This is a genomic window from Nocardia sp. NPDC055029 (genome assembly GCF_053608525.1).
Window position 1 is genome coordinate 107777 of sequence record NZ_JBSGVQ010000005.1, and the last position, 16173, is coordinate 123949.

Sequence of the window (16173 nt, forward strand, 5' to 3'; positions counted from 1 at the left end):
CGCTACATCGTGTATCGTATGTCCGACAAGAGTTGAACCGCTACGATGTGTCGCGTATGTCTGACAAGGGAAAACCCGCCGGAATGGGCCGCCCCCGCAACACGGCCCTGGACACCGCCATCACCGCCGCCGTCGAGCAGTTACTGCTGACAGACGGCTATAGCGCGATCACTATCGACAAGGTCGCCGCGCTGGCTGGTACTACGCGCACCGCGCTGTACCGCCGCTTCCCGGGACGCGTCGCACTCATTGCCAACAGCATGGCTACGCACTTCGGCACCGATCCTGCGCCCGATACCGGCAACCTGCGCGACGACCTGATCTCGCTGCAACGCGCACAGGTCGAGTTCTTCAACACCCCGATCATCGCAGCGGGCATCGCAGGCCTGCTCGGTGATCTCAGCACCGACCCGCAGTGGAGCGCGCTGTTCCACGAGTCCTTCATGGCCCCTCGCCGCCGGTCGACCCAGGCGATGTTCCAACGCGCGGTCGACCGCGGCGAAATACCACCGGTCACTCATTCCAACCTCGTCGCGGACATCTTGACCGGGCCACTACTCCTGCACGCCATGCTCCCCGCCACCGGCCCACTGGACGACACCCTCGTCGCCGCCACAGTCGACGCCGCCCTGCACCTGCTCGAGGTCGGTATTCGCGACGCTTGATACACCGTCTTGACCATCACGCTGAATCGCCCCGGGCAATTCAACGCGTTCACCGTGGCCGACGAACTCGTGCACACGCCACGAATCGGGGCGCCGCGGCCGCGCGGTGGCCCGCCTGACCCGAAATACCGTCTCGTCGACGAGTGCGTGTGCTACGTTTCCGTCTGGTCTGGTCAGAAGGCGTCACCCTTAGCTGGGAGGTCGAGACGTGGATCAACAAACACTGTTGCAGCTCGCCGCTGACGAGCTTGCGATGCGATCGCTCAGGTATCGCGAGATCGAGGTTCTGGACTACGTCCCTACACAGCCTGATCGTGCGCTGCTTTGCCTGCCCGGATCCGTCCGGGTTTTCGTCGCCGCCCAGGATGATCCGATACTGCAGCGAGTTCGAGATGCCGCTACCCTGCGAAATGGCGACGATGTCGCCATGGTCGAGAACGAGCTCCGGCCCCGTTTCGAAGGTCGCACGAGACTTTCGACGTACCAGGCTTGGCGTCTACTGCAGCGTTCTCCCGTATTCGCGAGCGTTCGATATGGCGGCCGGACCCTCGCGACGAACATCTTCCCACCGGACGACCTCGGCGTAGTTATCCTGGACAATCCGTACAACGGTGGACAGCTGAGCCCGGAATCTCTGACTCTCGTCGAGCACCGGCGTGACGGTACCGACGACGCATTGGCGGCCGTGGCCCTCAAACACGAGCCGCCGCTGACCCCAGCTGAACGGGCCGCGTTGGCGCAGGTGCCGGAGGATCAGCTGGAGGCGAACCTGACGGCGGACGCAAGTTGTTGCGAGAACGGCACCTTTGTCGCGTGGGCTGCCATGGCCGTCACCGTCGCTGTCCTGTGTACGGCAGCTGTCATGGCCGCAGAGGAAGAGGATCGGCACCTCTCGGACGAGCAAATTCGGAGATTGGGCCCGGCCACCACGGCACGGGAATTGCTCGATATCCGCCGTGAAGCTCTCGGGCATGTGCATTGATCAAGATGGCGATCGACCATCTGATATCAGCTGCGCTTGCCATATTTCTCTTGGTGTGGTTTTCAGTTTCTGCCGTCTGTCAGATACCCCGTAATGTCGAGAAGTGGGAAGCCGGCAGGGCGGAGAAGTGGATTCGCGCGCACGACGTATTCGGATTCATACCGCGCTGGAACTTCTTTGCGCCCACACCGGCGACGGACGATCTTCATCTGCTGTACCGCGATCGGCTGCCGGATGGCCACATAACTCGTTGGTGCGAGGTTCGTCCGCACCCGTCTCCGAAATGGATAGGACCGGTCTGGAATCCAGGCAGGCGGCATAACAAGGCACTGATCGACGTGACGGTCGAACTCGTCAAGGCCAGCTTGTCGCTGAACCGTGACACCGCCCAGATGCAACTCACGCTGCCATATATCGCGACGCTCAACTTTGTCTGCAGTCTGCCACGAGACTATCGCGCCCAGGCCACCCAGTTTCTCATCATGCGGTCGAAGGGAGCTGACGAAGATCCGGATCACCACGTGATTTTCTTGTCGACCATGCATCTGTCAGAACAGTTGCTCGGCGAGAGGTAAGCAGCCGATGTTCACCAGCTCGGACGCGCTGCATCTTTCGGCGGCGATCGGCTCCGTTGCCGTCATCATCGGGTCGATGGAGAGGCTGGCGATGCCTCGGCATCTTTCCGATGGCGCCCTCGCCAGCTGGCCTGTGTCGACTACGAGTGTCGCCATGCTGACGAGGAGGCCCTTCCAGCGCAGCGCCGGACGGCTGCTGGCGTATCCGGGAGTGCTCGGCCTTGTCGCCGTCTGCCTGGCCTGCGGGGTCCTCCTGGCGCTGCACCCCTCGTCGGCCTTCAACTCCTTGGCTGCCGGCGTGATTGCCGTGACCTACATCTTGCTGAGTATGCGCTCGCGCTTCGGAGGCGACGGGGCAGACCAGTTGACAATCATCGTCTTTGCATCGTTGGCTCTCGCCTTCGGCATCGGGCAAGAGCGCGCCAACGAGATCGTGCTCTGGTTCTTGGCAGCACAAGTATGTCTCGCGTATTTCACGGCAGGCGCGGCGAAGCTGGTCAGCCCGTCGTGGCGCAGCGGAGCGGCATTACCGGGCGTCTTGGCGACACAGGCCTATGGGCACGCGCGGGCCGGCAAGATCTTGGCGCGCCATCGAGGCATCGCGACGGCGATGTGCTGGTCGGTCATCCTGCTGGAGTGCGCATTTCCCCTGGCGCTCCTCGGCATTCGACCGCTCACCTACGCACTCTTGATCAGCGGAGCTCTCTTGCACCTCGGTACCGCCGTCCTCATGCGCCTGTCCACTTTCACCTGGGCATTCGTCGCCACCTACCCAGCAGTGATCTTCTGCGCGACCGGCACGGGGTTGTGACAGCGGCCCACATCGTGAAGCCGACAACATCGAACCCGTCGACGACCGTCTGTCCGACACCCGGCTCGGTCGCCACCTCGCCGCGATCGAGGCATGCGTCGATCCACAAGCCGTGACCATGGCAGCTCGGAATCGAAGGTGTCCCTTTGGGCTTCGTCAAACTGTGTAGTGACCAGCCGGCTTCTCAACGGAAGTATTGGACCAGGCAGAACTCGTGCTCCTCGGGATCACGCATGACCATGACAACTCCTTCGTCGTAGTCGTGCCGCTCACCGGACCAGCGGCCGCCCAAGTTCTCCACCTGGCGGCGACCGGCTTCGATGTCGTCGACCTCGAGGTCGAGGTGGATGCGGACCTTTCCGATCTTGGGCTCGGTCACTCGTTGAAAGGTCAAGCGCGGCCTGTCATCACAGCGCGAGCCGACGGTTGCCCATCCCGGATCATCGCCGTGTTCGGCGGTGGCGGGGATACTCAGGAGCGCGCTCCAAAACGATGCCAGCCGCGCGGGGTTCGCGCAGTCGATCGTGATCCCCACCCATCGATTTGCCATACCTACCAGCATGGACGAATTGGGTGCCGGCAGGCGGCCAGTCGACTACCCCACCGGTGTCGCCGCCTTTGCCACATCCACACTGGCCCAGCGCTCGACTCCGCTGAGCACAGCCGATATCGCCTAGGCCGAGACGGTGAGCCCGGTTCGGATCTGCTCGGCGAGCCGCGTGATGCGGGTGGTGATGTCGTCGCGGACGAGGCGCATGCGTTCGATGCCGTCGATGCCGCGTTCGGAGGGCTCGTCGGTGATCCAGGTCTGGACGGGAAGCCCCTCGGGGGCTTCGACTTTCGCCTCCGCGCCGAGGACGACGACGAGGTCGATGCCGGAGTAGAGGTTGGGGTCGATCGGTTTGGGGTGTTCGCCGTCGGTGCTGGCGCCGACTTCGTCGAGTACCTGCACCGACAGGGCGTTGAGATCGGAGCCGGGATCGGTTCCGGCGGAGTGGACTTCGATGTCGGTTCCGGCGCTCTGGCGCATCAGCGCGGCGGCCATCTGGGATTTGCCGCTGTTGCGGACACAGACGAACAGCACGGTGGGTCGTTTCGCGGTGGCCACGCTGGTGGCTTGGTGGGTAAGCCAGCGTTCCGTGTCGATCGCTGCGGCGCAGCCGGATCCGGCGGCGGTGATGGCTTGGCGGTACCGGTGATCGACGAGGTCTCCGGCGGCGAAGACGCCGGGCAGTGAGGTCGCGGTCGAGGACGGTGCGACAGTGACGTAGCCGTTGTCGTCGAGGTCGACCTGGTCGGCGACCAGGGTGCTGCGTGGTTGGTGACCGATCGCGACGAACACTCCTGTCACGGGCAGTTCGCGGGTGTCGCCGGTGGTGGCGTCGGCGACGGTCAGGCTGGTGACGGTGGTGTCGCCGTTGACGCGCTCGACGGTGGTGTCGGTGAGGAAGGTGATCTTGTCGTTGTGGCGGGCCCGGTCAAGCATGATCCGGGAGGCGCGGAAGGTTTCGCTGCGGTGGATGACGGTGACACTGCGGGCGAACTTGGTGAGGAAGATGGCTTCCTCCATGGCGGAGTCACCGCCGCCGATGACGGCGATGTCGTGGTCGCGGAAGAAGAACCCGTCGCAGGTGGCGCAGGCGCTGACGCCGCGGCCGAGGAGTTCTTGTTCGCCGGGGATGCCGAGGTAGCGGGCCGCGGCGCCCATCGCGAGGATCACTGCTCGCGCCCGGTACCGGACGCCTGCGGCGACGATGGTTTTGATCGGGGTGTTCAGGTGGAGTTCTTCGACGTCTTCGGTGCGCAGGTCGGCGCCGAAGCGTTGGGCTTGTTCGCGCATTTCGGTCATCAGTTCGGGGCCGGTGATGCCGGTGCGGAAGCCGGGGAAGTTCTCGACCTCGGTGGTGGTCATCAGCGCGCCGCCGAATTGGGTGCCTTCGAAGACCAGCGGCGCGAGTTCGGCGCGGGCGGTGTAGATGGCGGCGGTGTACCCGGCCGGCCCGGATCCGACGATGACGACGTCGTGGACGCGGTCGTCGTCGACCACCGTCGGCACCAGCGGTTCCGCGGTGGTGATGGCAGTGGCCAGGGTGATCCCGAAGTCGGCGGGCATGGGTCAACGCTCCTGAAACGAGTCGATCGCGGCGGTCGCCGCGGGGCAGTCGGTGAAGGTGTCGGGCGGCTTGCGCGGTCCGTCCTTGATTCCACAGTATTAGTCAGCGATGATTGAGTCAATGAACACTGAGTGGAATGATGATATCTTGGCCCGCCGGGTGGCGGTCCACGCGGGGTTGGCCGATCCCGCGCGTCTGCGGATCGTGGACGTGCTGACGCTGGGTGACGCCTCGCCCACCGATCTGGCGTCGATGCTGGGCATGCGGTCGAACCTTGTCGCTCATCATCTGCAAACCCTGACCGACGCCGGTGTTGTGACGCGGCGTCGTTCCGAGGGTGATCGTCGCCGCACCTACGTTCGGCTGTTGCCTCACGCTCTGGCGCCACTGTCGTCGACGACGGTGATGGCCGCGCGGCGAGTGTTGTTCGTGTGCACCGCGAACTCGGCTCGCTCCCAGCTGGCTGCTGCCCTGTGGTGTCGGGCCAGCGAGCTCCCGGCGACCTCGGCGGGCACGCATCCTGCCGAGCGGATCAATCCTGGCGCGGTCGGTGTCGCGCAACGGCGTGGGCTGGCGTTGGTGTCGGCGTCGCCGCAGCGTCTCGACGATGTTCTGCGCGAGGGTGATCTGGTGGTGTCGGTGTGCGACCGCGCGCACGAGGAACTGCCCGATGTTCCGATGCTGCACTGGTCGGTTCCCGATCCTGTCGGTGCCGAGGACGGTGCCGCATTCGATCTCGCGTTCGACGATCTGGCCACGCGCGTCGATGCCTTGGCCCGGCACGTCCACTGCGCCTGATCCCCGGTCGGTCCGATGCGGCCGACCTATCGCGATCCACCGTTGTCGTTGTCCCGCTGTCGAATAGGCGTAGTTCGCTGCGGTTGCGCAGTGAGGCGGCCGATGAGCCACGCCGAGTCGCGTCCAACGCCGCGTAGCGAGGCCGAGGACAGGCTGCGTTGCCATTCGAGCGGGCGAGAACAGGGTGAGGCTGTCGTAGTAGTGCGGCCAGGATCCGAAGGGTTCGGGCGCGGCTTCCCCGAGCGCATGGGCGCACGGAAGCTGGTGAGGACTGCCGCGCTGGTGCAGCGCTACCGGAGCCCAGGCGGCCCATCCGGGCGGCCGATCGTCAGCTGTTCGCGATGGAAGTCGAAATGCTTTGCTGGATAACGGTATACGTCCTCGAGTGTCATGTAGTCGCTGAAGAAGGGATCCCACCGGGTCGGGAAATGCATGCCACGGACCAGGCTCGCCTCGGACTCGGACGCCAGGCTCGCGCGGAGCGATCCGATCACGCGGTCGAGCTTGCGGCCCATCCGGTACCGGTCGTACACCCGCGCTGCCGCACACGAGCCTCGGTAGTTGATCCAATCGAACGGCCGCGTCTCCGCGTCGAGCATTCGCGCGAACGCGCGGCTCACCCCCGCCGGGAACCGGCCCAGCAGCCGCACCAGCACCAGCAGCCGCTGCACAACCATGTAACCGAACACCATGTGGAACAACAACTGCTCATTGGTCCACCGCGTACCCTCCGAGCGCCGTTCGAAGTCGTCCGCATCCACAGAGTCCAACAGCTCGTGGAACTCCCGGCGGACACGCTCGAGCTCGGCATCGATCCCGGCCCGGTCGACAATGCGATCGTCGCTCATCTCACGCCGCCCTCCACCTCACCTATCTCGATTGTCCTCGCTCGCTCGGCTACCCCAGCACCTGGTGTCGCCGAGCCGAATCGGCAAGCAAGCGACCCACAGCGGCCAGAAGCCAGTTGGGCCGAGCTGGGCGAGTTCGGCGTCGATGTCGACCTCGATCGCGCCGACGAGATTGACCTGAAGACCGCACCGACCGCGTCATAGCGTCATCACGACGTCCTTACGAGTCGATGGGCTTGGGTGTGCGTGGGATGGTCGCGATGGCGATGACCGCCGCGACGGCCGCGATGGCGGCGAGGACGAGGTAGGTGCGGGCCCAGGTGCCGGTCCAGCTCATCAGCGCGGTGCCGGCGAACGGTGCGGCCGCCATCACGACGACCACAGGTGCTGACATCAGGCCGTTGAGTCGGCCGTAATGGGTTGCGCCCCACCGGTCGGTGATCGCGGTCGCTTGCACCAGGGTCATGATCCCGCGGATCAGACCCGCGCCGATCGACACCGCGATCAGCGCGAATACCGTGGTGACCCAGCCCAGCAGCGCGGTCGCGATGGCGGTGGTGGCGAACGCGCCGACGATGCGTGCGGCCGGGGTGGTGCGGGTCATCAGCGGAATGTAGCCGAGGCGGCCCAGAACTTGCCCGGCGCCGCCGAGGCCGAGGGTCAGTGCGGCCAGCGATGGGGAGAATCCGCGTTCGATGAGCAGGGGGACGAGGTTGAACACCCCGGCGAATGCCGCGAACGCGCCCAGGCTCAGGGCGATCACCAGGGCCAGGAACGCGGGGCTGCGGGCGATTGCCTGATGGTCGTCGTCGTGCGGGGTGATCGGCGGCGGTGCTGGTGGCCACGGACCTCTGAGGCCGAACAGATGTCCGGGCACGGTGATGACCGCCAGCACGAAGGTGAGGACGAGATAGGTTGCGCGCCAATCGGTGCGCTGGACCAAGACCGCGGTCAGTGGCGCGAACACGGTGCTGGCCAGACCGGCGGCCAGCGTCAGGATCATCAGGGCTTTGACGTGGTCGGTGCCGTACCAGCGGGTCAGTGCCGCGAACGCGGGCGGGTATAGCACCGCGCCCATCGCGACCCCGGCGACGAGCCAGCCCAGGAAGAACACCACCGGGTTCGGGGCGAGTGCCACCACGATCAGGGCGGGGATCGCGAGGACTGATCCCGCGGTCATGACGGTGCGTGGGCCGATGCGGTCGAGGATGCGTCCGACCGGGATACCGGTGAGGGCGGCCGCGAGCTGGCCCAGGGAGAACGCCGCGGTGAGCATCGGCAGCGACCAGCCGGTGTCGGCCGAGATCGACACCGACAGGACAGGGAAGGCGTAGTAGAGAATGCCCCAGCTGGTGATCTCGGTGAGGCACAACGTGATCAGGACTCGCCGCCGCAGACCGGCACCGGGCGAAGCCGGTCCGGTCTGCGTGGCCGTCACGGTAGACGACATGGGCGGGTCAGCGTGCGGGAACCGTGAGCGTCAGTACCTCGGGCGCGGCGGGCGCGCAGCAGCCGCCGGAGCTCGCACCGTTCGGGTCGTCGAAGACTCCGGCGCCGCCGCAGACACCGGTGTCGGGCAGGGTCAGCTCGACACGGGCGGCCGATTGGTGGTCACCGGCGAGTTCGGCGGCGATGGAACGGACCTGTTCGTAGCCGGTCATCGCCAGGAATGTCGGTGCGCGGCCGTAGCTCTTCATGCCGACCAGGTAGACGCCGGATTCGGGATGGGACAGTTCGGCGACACCATGCGGGTAGACGGTGCCACAGGAGTGCACGTTCGGATCGATCAGCGGCGCCAGACCCACCGGGGCTTGCAGGACGGGGTCGAGTTCCAGACGGATCTCCGACAGCCACGACAGGTCAGGGCGGAATCCGGTCAGCGCGATGACGTTGTCGATTCCGTCGAGGCGGCGCCCGTCGTCGGCAACGAGGGTCGTACGGTTGTCGTCGTCGGTTTCGACTGCGGCGGTGCGGAATCCGGTAGCAACGGTGAGCAGTCCGTCCTCGACGGCCTTCTTCGCGCGCAGTCCGAGTGCGCCACGGGCGGGCAGTTCGTCTGCTTCGCCACCGCCGAAAGTGGCATCGGTCTGGCCGCGACGCAGGACCCAGGTCAGTCGGGTGCCGGGTTCGTTCGCCAGTTGCGACAGCGCCACGATCGCGGTCAGGGCCGAGTGCCCGCTTCCGGCGATGACGGTGTGCTTACCGCGATAGCGCGCCAGGTCGGCGTCGGATTCGAGGTCGGGCACACGGTAGTCGACGGCCTGGTGGCCACGTTCGCCCAGCGCGGGAAGCCCTTCGCCGCCAAGGGGGTTCGGTGATGTCCAGGTGCCGGAGGCATCGATGACCGCGCGTGCCAGGATCCGGTCTTCGGATCCGTCGGCGCGGCGCAGGTGTACCGACAGTGGTTCGGTGTCGCGTCCGGAGTCCACGACGCGGTCGCGGCCGCGGCGGGCGACGCCGACGACTTCGGTGTCGTAGCGCACCGCGTCTCCGAGAGCGTCGGCGAGTGGCGTCAGATAGTCGCGGGCCCAGTCCTGGCCGGTGGGGTAATCCTCGTCGGCCGGGGCGGTCCAGTCGGTGCCGTCGAGGAGGCGGCGGCCCGCGGGGGCGATGAGTTCGGCCCAGCGGGAGAACAGGCGAACGTGGTTCCACTGCGCGACGGCGGCACCGGCCTGGGGACCGCGTTCGAACACGATCGGGCTCAGTCCGCGTTCGCGCAGTTCTGCTGCTGCGGCCAGCCCGATGGGGCCGGCTCCTACGACGACGACAGGCAGTTCGGTCATCACAGACTCCATTCATCGACACTCATCGATCTAACAATCCAAACTGTATCGACACACGTCGATGAATGCAACCATCGATCAACGTCGATATAATCGGAGGCATGACGTCTCTGGACATGCCCACCGTCCGCGACTCCGCCGCGCGTCGCGTCGACGTGTTGCCTGTCGACGACGCGACCACCTACGCGGAATGGTTCGCCTGCCTGGCCGAACCGACGCGGGTTCGGCTGCTTCACCTGGTCGCGACCCGGCCCGCCGGGATCACGGTCGGCGAGTTGACCGAGTCGCTGGGCATCTCCCAGCCGACGGTGTCGCATCACGTCCGCAAGCTCGCCGATGTCGGGTTCGTACGGGTGCACAAGAACGGCACGTCGACGGTGGTGACCGTCAATCCGGCCTGCTGCACCGGCCTCCCCCACGCCGCCGACGCGGTCATGGGTGTTCTCACCCCTCGGCCGTGCTGCCCGACGGATCTGCCCGCCGACGTGTCGGTGCGCGCGATGACCGATGCCGACTGGGTGGCGGTGCGCCGCATCTACGGTGAGGGCATCGCCACCCGCAACGCCACCTTCGCCACCGAGGTACCGGATCGCGCGCACCTCGATTCCACCTGGCTGCCCGACCATCGTTGGGTCGCCGAGATCGGCGGCGAAGTAGTCGGGTGGGCAGCACTCGCGCCGGTGTCGGGTCGCGACTGCTACGCCGGTGTGGCCGAGAACTCCGTCTATGTCGCCGAGACCGCGCGTGGGCGCGGCGTCGGGAAATCCCTGCTGCATCGACAGGTGATCGCCGCCGACGCCGACGGCCTGTGGACTCTGCAGACCTCGATCTTCCCGGAGAACCGGGCCAGCATCGGCCTGCATCACTCGGCGGGATTCCGCACCGTCGGCGTGCGGGAGCGCATCGCGATCCTCGACGGGGCGTGGCGCGATACCGTCCTGCTCGAACGTCGCGCCGCCTCGGACGGCGGTTCTTCCGACGCGTGTGAGCCATCAGCTTGCTGATAGCTCCGCCGAGACGGCGGCGTTCACCCATTGTTTGCTTGTCGACTGATTCGACAACCGTCAATATCGATGCGTGTCGAAACCGCCTTCGTCCTGTCAGCCGCAGGACTCTTCCTCGTGTGAGGTCATCCCGCTGACCCGGGAACCTCTGTCCGCCGAATCCGCCGCCGAACTGGCGACAACGTTCAAGGCGCTGTCGGATCCGGTGCGGTTGCGACTGCTCAGCCTGGTCGCCAGCCGTGGAACCGGCGAAGCCTGCGTGTGTGATCTGTCCGCCGGGTTCGAGTTGAGCCAGCCCACCATCTCCCATCATCTCAAGGTGTTGCGCGAGGCCGGGCTGTTGTCGAGCGAGCGGCGTGGGTCGTGGGTCTATTACCGGATCGAACCGCGCGCGCTGGCTCCCCTGGCGCAGTTGCTCGATGTCACGGCCGTCGAGGCGGGTGCGCGGTGACCGATATTCAACGCCGGTTCCTGGCTGAGTTCGTCGGCACGGCCGCGCTGGTCACGGTCGTGGTCGGTTCGGGTGTCGCGGCCCAGCAGCTCACCGACGATGTCGCCTTGCAGTTGCTCGCCAACTCCACCGCGACCGTCTTCGGCCTCGGCGTGCTGATCCTGGTGTTCGGACCCGTGTCCGGCGCGCACTTCAATCCCGTTGTTTCCCTGGCGGATTGGTTGCTCGGTCGACGCCATAGCACCGGCCTGGACTTCATCGACGCCCTCGCCTACACGATCGCGCAGATCAGTGGCGCGGTCTGCGGCGCTGTGCTGGCCAACATCATGTTCGACCTCGGTGCCTGGCAGATCTCCACCCACGACCGGATCACCACGGGCCATCTGGTCGGTGAGGTCGTCGCCACCGCCGGACTGATCGCGGTGATCTTCGCACTGGCCCGCAGCAGTCGAGCCGCCCTGTCCGCTTCGGCGGTAGCGGCATATATCGGTGCGGCTTACTGGTTCACCAGCTCCACCAGTTTCGCCAATCCCGCGGTCACCGTCGGCCGCGTCTTCTCCGACACTTTCGCCGGCATCGCACCCACGTCCGCACCTGGATTCATCGTCGCCCAATTCGTCGGTGCGGCACTGGGCTTGGCGTTGATTGTGGTGCTGTACCCCCGCTCGGCGAGTGCGGCTGCCGACAACGCGGTGATCCCGCATACCTCAGATCGTCCTGCCTCCAGCTCATCCGACCCGACAACTCACTGACCGAGCCCTCCCCGGGAGCACGCATGTCCGACAGCCCCGTCACCCACGCTGATCGTGCGACGTTGACCATCGACCAGCGCCACGCGCTCACCACCGCCGCGACCCGGCTACACGAGGCCTTCGCCGACACCTACGGACGCGAGACCATCGAGCATTTCCTCATCTCCAGCTACGACGAGTTCGCCTCCCGTGCAACGGTGGTCAACTATCTGCCGCTCCTGGCCGAACGATTCGCCCGGCAGCGGCTGCTCGCACTGGCCAAGGTCGAGGGCAAGCTCCACACCGACAAGCCGGTGGTGCTGTTCCTGTGCACCCACAACGCAGGCCGTTCTCAGATGGCACTGGGCTGGTTCGCCCATCTGGCCGGTGACTCCGCCATCGCGTGGTCGGGCGGCTCCGAACCCGGTACCCACGTCAACCCGGTCGCCGTCGAAGCGATGACCGAGATCGGCATCGACATCACCGGCGAGTTCCCCAAACCGTGGACCGAGGAGATCCTGCGGGCCGCCGACGTCATCGTCACCATGGGCTGCGGCGATTCCTGCCCGATCTACCCGGGCCGCCGCTACGAGAACTGGGAACTGACCGACCCCGACCACCAGTCCCTCGAGGTCGTACGCGGCATCCGCGACGAGATCGGCGACCGCGTCCGCGACCTCCTCACCTCTCTCGACATCACCACCCACTGAAAGGACCCCCCGTGTCGACCAAGCCCAGCGTGCTGTTCGTCTGCGTCCACAACGCCGGACGATCCCAGATGGCACAAGGCTTCCTGACCCACCTCGCCGGCGACGCCATCGAAGTACGTTCCGCCGGAAGCGCTCCCGGCGATGCCCTCAACCCGGCCGCGGTCGAGGCGATGGCCGAAGTCGGCATCGACATCACCAACCAGGCACCCAAGATCCTCACCCCGGACGCGGTCGAGACCTCGACCGTGGTGATCACCATGGGTTGCGGTGACGCCTGCCCGTACTTCCCTGGCGTCGACTACCGCGACTGGACGCTGGAGGATCCGGCAGGCAAGGGTGTCGAGGCGGTCCGTCCGATCCGCGATGAAATCCGCAAGCGAATCGAAGACCTCGTCACCGAGCTGGTCCCAGCGCGGTAGGCGACGACGCGGTCCCGAGGCAGGTTTACGCAGGTAAATACGGCTAAGCGCGATTTTCGCCGTCGAACACTCGCAAGGTTTGTGTGGCGGCGAGTGGCTGGTAGTGGTCGGTGAACAGTTTGGCGGTGAGCTCGCCTCGGCTGGTGACGCCGACTTTGTCGAAGATCGCTTTGACGTGGTCGCGCACGGTGTGTGCGGACAGGAACAGGGTGGCCGCGATCTCGCCGGTGGACTGGCCACGCGCGATCAGTTCGGTGACGTCGAGCTCGCGCCGGGTGAGCTCGTAGGCGGCCACCACCAGCGAGGCCACCTCTGACGGTGTGGCGGACTCGATGACCAGCGCGGTCATTGCCGGTGTCCCGGCGAGGTCGCGTAGGCAGGAGGCGTGGCACACCAGCCATCGCCCGGTCGTGGTGCGGATGCGGATCCGGGAGTTCTCGCCGGTGATCCGGGCCCGGCCTGCGGTGCTGAGAATCCACACGGGCAGCGGCAATTCGATGCCTTGCGCGGTCGTGGTGGCGGGGCCGGGCGGCATCTGGGCGAGCAGGTGCCTGGCCTCGTCGTTGATCGAGACCAGGCCACCGTCCGGGTCGAACAGCAGCATGCCGGGAGCTTCCGCGCGCCCTGCCGCAGCGGGGGCGAGCGGTTGGGCAAAGCTGCGCAGCCGCCGGGCCATCGGCGTGGACAATCCGCTCACCAGCGCGACATCGGTGTCCTGGAACGGCTTTCGACCGCGCTCCCGGAACAGACTCAGCTGGCCCCACGGCTGTCCGTCCACGCGGAGTACGGCGCGCAATTCGTCGTCGAAACCGCGCGGGCACATGAAGTTTCGATACAGGGGGCTCAGTCCCGGGTCATCGCCGGTCACCGCGCGCAGACCCGCGACCGGGACCGGCGCCCGCGCCAGATCCCGGAACAGGTTCACGTGTTCGGAGAAGAGCTCCGACTCCCAATAGGTGCCGCACCCGCCTTCGTGGAGGTTCTCCACCCGCACGGGCGCGGTGGTGAGTCCATTGATCGGATCGGTCGCCACCCAGACCGCGGCGTCGAACGGCGTGACGCGGCGCAACCGCGTCGAGGTCTCCGCGAACAGCGCGTGCGCGTCCGCGGCCTGCTCGATCCCGGCCAGCAGTCCACGCATCCCGAGCGGAATCACACCCATGCCCGCAACCTTGCCGTCCCGGACCGGCGGCCGCCATCCCACATATGAGGGGTAATCGACCGACCGCGCGCGAAATTCCCGAGACGGAGCGAACCCCGCGATCGGGGGATGGTCGAGGTGGCGGCGGGCGGGCGACGCTGGTCCGGTCCCAGTGATCGGAAGGAAACACAATGGATCTCGGCATTATCGGTGCGGGCGCTGCGGCGGTCGGACTGCTCGACGCACTCGCGGCCACCGAGGGCACGCCCGGCAGCATCACAGTGTTCGACGGCTCGTCCGCGGTGTGGCGGGGGCGGCCGTACCAGGCGGACCTCGAGGCGGTCCGGGTCAACGCGCCGCCCGCGCTGATGTCGGTGCGCGCCACCGACCGCGCGCACTACGAACGGTGGCTGCAGGACCGGCACGAGGTGGCCCGATATCTCGACGAGGGCCTCGGTCAGCCGCTGGTCCCCCGCAGCGTGTACGGCGAATACCTGGAGCAGACCGCCCAGACCGCGATCGGTCGACTGCGACGGAATGGCTGGCAGGTCAGCGTGGTGAATTCGCGGGTCGTCGGTTTCTCCCGCCGTGGCGCGAACGATGGCCGGGCGGTCCTGCACACCGCGAACGGCGGCAATCATCCGGTCGATCGTGCGGTGCTGAGCGTCGGGAGTGGGCGTCCACGTGACCATTACGGGCTCACCGGTGCGCCCGGGTACGTCAACGAGCCGTACCCACTGTCCGAGACGATTGCCGGGATACCGGCCGACGCGCGCGTCGCAGTTGTCGGCAGCGGTCTGACGGCGGTCGATATCGCCGTGGCGCTGACGACCAACAACCACACTGGACCGATCAGTCTTCTATCCCGCAGCGGAGTGCTCCCGTTCGTGCAACAGCGTCCCCTTCCGCTCGCACCACAACACCTCACTCCGGCCAATGGGCTGCGGCTGGCCGCCGCCGGCGTGGTGCACTTCCACCAGCTGGTCGAGCTCATGCGCGCCGAACTCGCTGAGCTGGGACAGGATTTCGACTCGTTTGCCGCAGAGATCCGCGCCACCGAGGAGCCTGTGACCCGGCTGCGCCGCCAATTGACCGAGCTGGACAACCCGCATCAGGGACGCCGCCTGCTCACCATGGCGATCCGAGTGCTCGGCCCGATCGTCTGGCCGCTGCTGGCCGAGCAGGACCGGAGCATGCTGCGCTCCGAGTACTTCCGTACGATCAGCAGCCTGAGTTCACCGATGGTGCCGCGCAACGCGAAGATCGTATTGCGGCTGCTGGATTCGGGCCAGCTCCGGCTCCGTTCCGGCCTCGGCAAGATCGACGCGGGCCCCGGCGCCGGTTTCACCGTCCACGACGACGCCGAATGGCACGCCGACGCGGTTTTCAACGCCGTCAACCCGCCCGCGTACACCACGCCCCAGGAGACCGAACCCCTCGTCAGCGCGCTACTCGCCAGCGGCGCAGCAGAATCGGCGGCCACCGGCGGCCTGCGCATCGAACCCGGTACCCGCCGCCTGCTCGTCGCGGACCGGCCCGATCCCACCTGGCACGCCCTGGGCAATCTGGCCGCCGACTCCCCGTTCATCGCCACGAACCCGCCCGGTCTGGCCATGGAAGCCGCCACCCTCGCCCACCACCTCATGGCCTAGATCAAGGCGGGCGGTACGGGGCACCCCTGCAGCCTCGATCCGAGATCACGTTCGGTCGTGCACGAGCAGATCGAGCGGCTAAAGCGCCACCGTCCACATGTAGTTCTCGATGAAGGGCTCGACGAAACGCATCGGGACACGCAGGTTCGGGCAGGCCCGAGCTGTGGCGCTCAGCGCTCCGTAGGCCTCGCGCAGGTCGTACTCGTGGTTCTTACGCCACAGCTCGTGTTAGGGAGTGTCGGGTGCAGCGATGGCCATCAGTTCTGGCGCGCGTTCGGCCCAGCACCCCCACTGCCGCGACTTCCCCGTGATCGCCACGACATCGGAGAGTTGGTGGATCATCGCGGCCTTCCCGTCGGGACAGAGTTCATAGATAGCTGCCTGATAGTTTTGCCTCGCTCGAAAGGCTGGACACTTCTCCAGTGCGTGAAACCTGGCGCGGACACCTGCGTTCGGGGGCGACGAAAGGCCCACATTGGCTATGACAGG

17 protein-coding genes and 1 pseudogene are annotated in these 16173 nt (G+C 66.6%); 11 read left to right on the forward strand and 7 right to left on the reverse strand.

All coding sequences use genetic code 11. The annotated features are described in order from the left end of the window. Positions 1 to 56: 56 nt before the first annotated feature. The 4 genes from ACWF9G_RS06785 to ACWF9G_RS06800 all read left to right on the forward strand — a co-directional run bounded on the left by ACWF9G_RS06785 (position 57) and on the right by ACWF9G_RS06800 (position 3033). Positions 57 to 665 (forward strand): TetR/AcrR family transcriptional regulator, encoded by a 609-nt coding sequence (locus ACWF9G_RS06785; protein WP_452514186.1) that lies wholly within the window; start codon positions 57 to 59, stop codon positions 663 to 665. Between the two features lie 208 nt (positions 666 to 873). Further along, positions 874 to 1647 carry a hypothetical protein gene (locus tag ACWF9G_RS06790; protein WP_452514188.1) on the forward strand — a complete coding sequence of 258 codons (774 nt, stop codon included), beginning with the start codon at positions 874 to 876 and terminating at the stop codon, positions 1645 to 1647. Between the two features lie 5 nt (positions 1648 to 1652). Further along, positions 1653 to 2222, forward strand: a complete 570-nt coding sequence (locus ACWF9G_RS06795) for a hypothetical protein (protein ID WP_452514190.1) — start codon at positions 1653 to 1655, stop codon at positions 2220 to 2222. A 7-nt stretch (positions 2223 to 2229) separates the two neighbouring features. Further along, positions 2230 to 3033: an HTTM domain-containing protein gene (locus ACWF9G_RS06800; RefSeq protein ID WP_379303130.1), complete on the forward strand. Its 804-nt coding sequence runs from the start codon at positions 2230 to 2232 to the stop codon at positions 3031 to 3033. 184 nt (positions 3034 to 3217) lie between these two features. On the opposite strand, the gene ACWF9G_RS06805 is transcribed toward ACWF9G_RS06800, so the two are convergent. The 3 genes and pseudogenes from ACWF9G_RS06805 to trxB all read right to left on the reverse strand — a co-directional run. Next, positions 3218 to 3595, reverse strand: coding sequence for a VOC family protein (locus tag ACWF9G_RS06805; RefSeq protein WP_379303132.1), 378 nt, complete (start codon positions 3593 to 3595; stop codon positions 3218 to 3220). A gap of 111 nt (positions 3596 to 3706) precedes the next feature. Beyond that, positions 3707 to 4141 (reverse strand): arsenate-mycothiol transferase ArsC, encoded by a 435-nt coding sequence (locus ACWF9G_RS06810; RefSeq protein ID WP_452514398.1) that lies wholly within the window; start codon positions 4139 to 4141, stop codon positions 3707 to 3709. A 9-nt stretch (positions 4142 to 4150) separates the two neighbouring features. Continuing rightward, a pseudogene (gene trxB, locus ACWF9G_RS06815) lies at positions 4151 to 5110 on the reverse strand (thioredoxin-disulfide reductase); the annotation flags it as partial. A 157-nt stretch (positions 5111 to 5267) separates the two neighbouring features. Here trxB and ACWF9G_RS06820 point away from each other — a divergent pair. After that, positions 5268 to 5945 (forward strand): arsenate reductase/protein-tyrosine-phosphatase family protein, encoded by a 678-nt coding sequence (locus ACWF9G_RS06820; protein ID WP_452514193.1) that lies wholly within the window; start codon positions 5268 to 5270, stop codon positions 5943 to 5945. A 290-nt stretch (positions 5946 to 6235) separates the two neighbouring features. On the opposite strand, the gene ACWF9G_RS06825 is transcribed toward ACWF9G_RS06820, so the two are convergent. The 3 genes from ACWF9G_RS06825 to ACWF9G_RS06835 form a co-directional block, all read right to left on the reverse strand. Beyond that, a complete protein-coding gene (locus ACWF9G_RS06825) occupies positions 6236 to 6793 on the reverse strand; it encodes a DinB family protein (RefSeq protein WP_379303135.1) in 558 nt (185 codons plus the stop codon). A gap of 220 nt (positions 6794 to 7013) precedes the next feature. Then, the gene (locus ACWF9G_RS06830; RefSeq protein ID WP_452514195.1) at positions 7014 to 8243 is read right to left on the reverse strand and encodes an MFS transporter; all 1230 of its coding nucleotides are present in this window, start codon (positions 8241 to 8243) and stop codon (positions 7014 to 7016) included. Between the two features lie 7 nt (positions 8244 to 8250). Then, positions 8251 to 9576 (reverse strand): FAD-dependent oxidoreductase, encoded by a 1326-nt coding sequence (locus ACWF9G_RS06835; RefSeq protein ID WP_452514197.1) that lies wholly within the window; start codon positions 9574 to 9576, stop codon positions 8251 to 8253. A 101-nt stretch (positions 9577 to 9677) separates the two neighbouring features. On the opposite strand from ACWF9G_RS06835, the gene ACWF9G_RS06840 reads away from it, so the two are divergent. The 5 genes from ACWF9G_RS06840 to ACWF9G_RS06860 all read left to right on the forward strand — a co-directional run bounded on the left by ACWF9G_RS06840 (position 9678) and on the right by ACWF9G_RS06860 (position 12891). After that, a complete protein-coding gene (locus ACWF9G_RS06840; RefSeq protein WP_379303141.1) occupies positions 9678 to 10580 on the forward strand; it encodes a helix-turn-helix domain-containing GNAT family N-acetyltransferase in 903 nt (300 codons plus the stop codon). 73 nt (positions 10581 to 10653) lie between these two features. Then, positions 10654 to 11031 (forward strand): ArsR/SmtB family transcription factor, encoded by a 378-nt coding sequence (locus ACWF9G_RS06845; RefSeq protein ID WP_452514199.1) that lies wholly within the window; start codon positions 10654 to 10656, stop codon positions 11029 to 11031. Beyond that, the gene (locus ACWF9G_RS06850) at positions 11028 to 11783 is read left to right on the forward strand and encodes an aquaporin (RefSeq protein WP_452514201.1); all 756 of its coding nucleotides are present in this window, start codon (positions 11028 to 11030) and stop codon (positions 11781 to 11783) included. The genes ACWF9G_RS06845 and ACWF9G_RS06850 overlap by 4 nt, the downstream gene beginning before the upstream one ends. 23 nt (positions 11784 to 11806) lie before the next feature. Continuing rightward, positions 11807 to 12472: an arsenate reductase ArsC gene (locus ACWF9G_RS06855; RefSeq protein ID WP_452514203.1), complete on the forward strand. Its 666-nt coding sequence runs from the start codon at positions 11807 to 11809 to the stop codon at positions 12470 to 12472. Positions 12473 to 12483: 11 nt separating this feature from the next. Further along, a complete protein-coding gene (locus ACWF9G_RS06860; protein ID WP_452514205.1) occupies positions 12484 to 12891 on the forward strand; it encodes an arsenate reductase ArsC in 408 nt (135 codons plus the stop codon). A gap of 43 nt (positions 12892 to 12934) precedes the next feature. On the opposite strand, the gene ACWF9G_RS06865 is transcribed toward ACWF9G_RS06860, so the two are convergent. Then, on the reverse strand, positions 12935 to 14053 hold the full coding sequence (locus ACWF9G_RS06865; RefSeq protein ID WP_452514207.1) for a LuxR C-terminal-related transcriptional regulator: 1119 nt from the start codon (positions 14051 to 14053) through the stop codon (positions 12935 to 12937). Positions 14054 to 14223: 170 nt separating this feature from the next. Here ACWF9G_RS06865 and ACWF9G_RS06870 point away from each other — a divergent pair, with 170 nt between their 5' ends. Continuing rightward, positions 14224 to 15684: an FAD/NAD(P)-binding protein gene (locus ACWF9G_RS06870; protein ID WP_452514209.1), complete on the forward strand. Its 1461-nt coding sequence runs from the start codon at positions 14224 to 14226 to the stop codon at positions 15682 to 15684. Positions 15685 to 16173: the final 489 nt, after the last annotated feature.

Excerpts from the sequence above, each read along its gene's own strand:
- ACWF9G_RS06805 (WP_379303132.1), bottom strand. The coding sequence starts at position 3,595 with ATGCTGGTAGGTATGGCAAATCGATGGGTGGGGATCACGATCGACTGC.
- ACWF9G_RS06820 (WP_452514193.1), top strand. The coding sequence starts at position 5,268 with ATGAACACTGAGTGGAATGATGATATCTTGGCCCGCCGGGTGGCGGTC.
- ACWF9G_RS06855 (WP_452514203.1), top strand. The coding sequence starts at position 11,807 with ATGTCCGACAGCCCCGTCACCCACGCTGATCGTGCGACGTTGACCATC.
- ACWF9G_RS06840 (WP_379303141.1), top strand. The coding sequence starts at position 9,678 with ATGACGTCTCTGGACATGCCCACCGTCCGCGACTCCGCCGCGCGTCGC.
- ACWF9G_RS06830 (WP_452514195.1), bottom strand. The coding sequence starts at position 8,243 with ATGTCGTCTACCGTGACGGCCACGCAGACCGGACCGGCTTCGCCCGGT.
- ACWF9G_RS06865 (WP_452514207.1), bottom strand. The coding sequence starts at position 14,053 with ATGGGTGTGATTCCGCTCGGGATGCGTGGACTGCTGGCCGGGATCGAG.
- ACWF9G_RS06800 (WP_379303130.1), top strand. The coding sequence starts at position 2,230 with ATGTTCACCAGCTCGGACGCGCTGCATCTTTCGGCGGCGATCGGCTCC.
- ACWF9G_RS06825 (WP_379303135.1), bottom strand. The coding sequence starts at position 6,793 with ATGAGCGACGATCGCATTGTCGACCGGGCCGGGATCGATGCCGAGCTC.
- ACWF9G_RS06795 (WP_452514190.1), top strand. The coding sequence starts at position 1,653 with ATGGCGATCGACCATCTGATATCAGCTGCGCTTGCCATATTTCTCTTG.
- ACWF9G_RS06785 (WP_452514186.1), top strand. The coding sequence starts at position 57 with ATGTCTGACAAGGGAAAACCCGCCGGAATGGGCCGCCCCCGCAACACG.
- ACWF9G_RS06870 (WP_452514209.1), top strand. The coding sequence starts at position 14,224 with ATGGATCTCGGCATTATCGGTGCGGGCGCTGCGGCGGTCGGACTGCTC.
- ACWF9G_RS06835 (WP_452514197.1), bottom strand. The coding sequence starts at position 9,576 with ATGACCGAACTGCCTGTCGTCGTCGTAGGAGCCGGCCCCATCGGGCTG.